Genomic DNA, 3,418 nt, shown 5'->3' with positions numbered 1-3,418 from the left:
AGAATTGGTTGAGGGTGTTAGGAATTTTGAGGATTCTTTTTGGTTTGTTGAGTATTTGTATTTTAAGGCTCTTGAGTTGTTGGGGGATGTTAGAGCTGATTTAGGTAGGTTGGAAACTGCGAGGCATGTTGAGGAGATAATTAAGATGTTTCTCATTCATTGGGGAGGTATGAGGAGGACTGTGGGTAGGGAGGGTTTGGATTGGGAGCAACTTACTAGACGGTTACGTGAAGCTAAAGATGCTTTCCAGAAATTGTATGGTAAGAGTTTGTTGGATATAGATTTCGATAATGTGGAGGTGAGGGATGCTATTATGAGAACTTATGAAGCGGTAAACATTAAATATATTGGAGCCACTGCAATTTCAAAGATTCTACATTTGCTCAATCCAGAAGTATATGTGATGTGGGATGAAAGGATTAGGAGGAAATATAGAGTTAGAGGGAATGCAAAAGGCTACATAGATTTCTTGAAGCAAATGAAGAAGGAGGTGGAGGAAGCATTGAAGGAAAGGGCTAGGGAGAAGGAGTGTAGCATAAAAGAGGTTGCAGAAGAAATTTGCAGAGAACTCCCAAGCAAGAAGCTTGGCAAAGAATATAGCAGAAAAACTTTAGCTAAACTTATCGATGAATATAATTGGTGGTTTGTTCGCTATGGACTTTGATAAACTCTCAGATTTAATATTCGCTAAGGTTGCATTAAAGTTGGAAACTAATATTTTCATACGAGTTTAAGAGGAGGGGGATATGCCTGTCTCATTAAACATCAAGATGTATGTTGATGTCAAGCCTAACGTAAAATATGATAATTTACTTGATTTGGCGATGAGAATTGAAAAGCTGTTAGGTCCGGCTATACCAGATGAATCAGCGTGGGGTTTAGATAGGCCGGGCTTGGTAGGACCGGAAGCTATAAATAGAGCACACAATATTTGGCGAATACATAACACTTATGTATCTGAGAAAATTCGTTTGATGGGTTCATGGATAGTCTTCGACTACCTATTCTCTAAGATAGCTAAAGCAAACCCGTTAATAACATGCTTAACATTACTTGGCTTAGCAAAATATGAGAAAAGAGTAATCTTGAAGAATACCTATCTCGTAACTGTTGGATTAAACCCGGAAAAGGGCATTATGATCTTTCTCTATAAAGGAGGTCCAAGTATCGAGAAGGATCTAGATAGCTTAGCCTACGTAATATCTCACATAATGAAATCCCACAGCATGAAGAAAGTTGTTATAGACTTAGAAACATTAACGAATGCAGCATATGAGCTTAACAACTCGACAATTTGGAAATGGACTGGGTGGATTACAAAAGAGGGTGAAACAATTCCAGGTGAAATCGTGAAGAGTAAATGGAAGGGGGATTATGAAGTAAAATTAAAGAAGGGGGAATGGAGGATGCTAGAATTTGAAGGGAGATTTGGAAGGATAAGGCTCTCATTAACGGAAAGAAGAAAGAGGGTAAATGTCATCTTAAGGAAGAATGTTTTCGAGTTAAAGCCTAAAAGAAATCTTAAACCCATCTTCGATGAACTTTCAAGGATATTAAAGCCTTATAAACTTACACACTTAACATATGATCAATCAGATGAAGCTGGGATACTAAGAGCATATACTGAAAGGAGGGGGATAGTGGCAACGGAGAATATCGTAAAAGAGGAGTATGGTGTTAATGCTCGCGATGTATCTTATGAGTTTAGGGGATACGATATAGAAGCTGGGGAGAAGAAGATTGAAGTGAAAGCCTTTAGAAATGGGGACAAAACCATAGAATTAACTGAGAATGAATATAAGAAAATGTATGAAGAAGGATACGAGATATTCATTGTTGAAAACGCTTGGAATGACAATCCAAAAGTAAACATAATAGAAAACCCAAAAAGATTAGAACCAAAGGGTAAGGAAAGGGGGAAGCCAAAATTGGCAATCGAAACCGAAACATATTATGAAGTTAAAGAAGACAAATGGAGAAAGGAGGTAAATAAGCAAAAACTTGGGAAAGTGTGAGCAAAATACAAGTTCCCATGTCGAAAGAGAGATTAAATTAATCATAGAGAATGCTACTCAAAGCTAAGAAGTCAATGAATCTGAGAGGAAGCTACTACAGCAAAACTTAAGTTTTATGGTTTTGTGAAGATGGCTTTGTTAACAATATAAATTAGTTTACATCATTATATTTTATTTTGGGGTAATGTTTGCTTGAGAAAGTTGCTTTAGAATATGTTGGTAAAGTTAAGGAATTTCTGGCTAGCAGAAGTTTAAGTTTTAAATATGTTCTTTCCATTGAAGTCCCAGATAAACCTGGAGTCTATGCTATTTTCGATGAACATGGCAGGATAATCTATGTCGGTAAAACTGAAAATCTTCAAAGGCGTTTGCTAAAAGATCATAGGAGAGGTGGTGTTGGAGGTAGCCAGTTTAGGAAAGCTTTAATGCAGAATTATGGTTTCACTACTAGAGAGCAAATTAACAGTTATGTTGATCAATGCACATTTAAATTTAAAGAGATAGAAGATCCTGAGGAAAGAGTTAGGCTGGAGCATTTCGCAATAGCCATACTAGCACCAACACTCAACATGAAAGTAAAACAATAAACATCCATACAGCATTAAGCTCTGATAATCCCATAGACTGTGAAATGTAAGCCGATACTAAACATTTCTCTTATTGAGATTCACGAAAAAAGCATGTTAATGCGTATGTTCATGCAACAGATAACCTTTCAATTCTCTTATTGAGATTCTTTATGCGGAAAAATTGTTGAAGAGGTTTAAAACCCTCTACACTTTCAATTCTCTTATTGAGATTCCACTAAACTGAGCTTACCACACTTTGGGCATAGGAAACTTTCAATTCTCTTATTGAGATTCGGTGGAAGATTAACTAGGGCTGATACAATTTCAAGAATGGTCTTTCAATTCTCTTATTGAGATTCTCAGCCCTATAGTCTTTCCCCTTCACCTGCCTCTTTATTATCTCTTTCAATTCTCTTATTGAGATTCTTATTGTTATCTGGGTCATTTTTATAATGTTTTGTTTTTTTCCTTTCAATTCTCTTATTGAGATTCATACGTTTCCATATGAAGCTATTGACTTATAACATGAAATATACTTTCAATTCTCTTATTGAGATTCTGATTACATACGTAAAGATGTTTCGAAGAGCATGATTGACGTCTTTCAATTCTCTTATTGAGATTCAAATCCTTCGATGAAAAGTGGAATGAAGTTGTATCTAAACTTACTTTCAATTCTCTTATTGAGATTCCCAGTTGAATTTAAGGGGATATGGATTAATGACGATTACTTTCAATTCTCTTATTGAGATTCTCCACTCTCAGCTTCAGTTTCAGCTTCACCTCCAACTCCATGCTTTCAATTCTCTTATTGAGATTCCTGCACCCACTTCC

The 3,418-nt window shown here is 36.1% G+C and carries 3 protein-coding genes and 1 CRISPR repeat array; all 3 genes read left to right on the top strand.

Features of this window, described 5'->3' with window-relative positions:
* Positions 1 to 664, top strand: a 664-nt coding sequence (locus MRT15_RS11340; protein WP_304330334.1) for a hypothetical protein, incomplete at its 5' end; no start/stop codon positions are given.
* Positions 665 to 746: 82 nt separating this feature from the next.
* Positions 747 to 2,015 (top strand): DUF3883 domain-containing protein, encoded by a 1,269-nt coding sequence (locus tag MRT15_RS11335; protein ID WP_304330333.1) that lies wholly within the window; start codon positions 747 to 749, stop codon positions 2,013 to 2,015.
* A 188-nt stretch (positions 2,016 to 2,203) separates the two neighbouring features.
* Complete coding sequence (locus MRT15_RS11330; protein ID WP_304330331.1) at positions 2,204 to 2,602, top strand: GIY-YIG nuclease family protein; 399 nt, start codon at positions 2,204 to 2,206, stop codon at positions 2,600 to 2,602.
* A gap of 58 nt (positions 2,603 to 2,660) precedes the next feature.
* Positions 2,661 to 3,404: a CRISPR direct-repeat array (repeat unit 24 nt; unit sequence CTTTCAATTCTCTTATTGAGATTC).
* Positions 3,405 to 3,418: the final 14 nt, after the last annotated feature.

Origin of the sequence: Candidatus Culexarchaeum yellowstonense (assembly GCF_024707025.1) — an archaeon.
In the GTDB taxonomy this organism is placed as follows: domain Archaea; phylum Thermoproteota; class Methanomethylicia; order Culexarchaeales; family Culexarchaeaceae; genus Culexarchaeum.
This window is presented reverse-complemented; position numbering and strand designations above follow the sequence as displayed.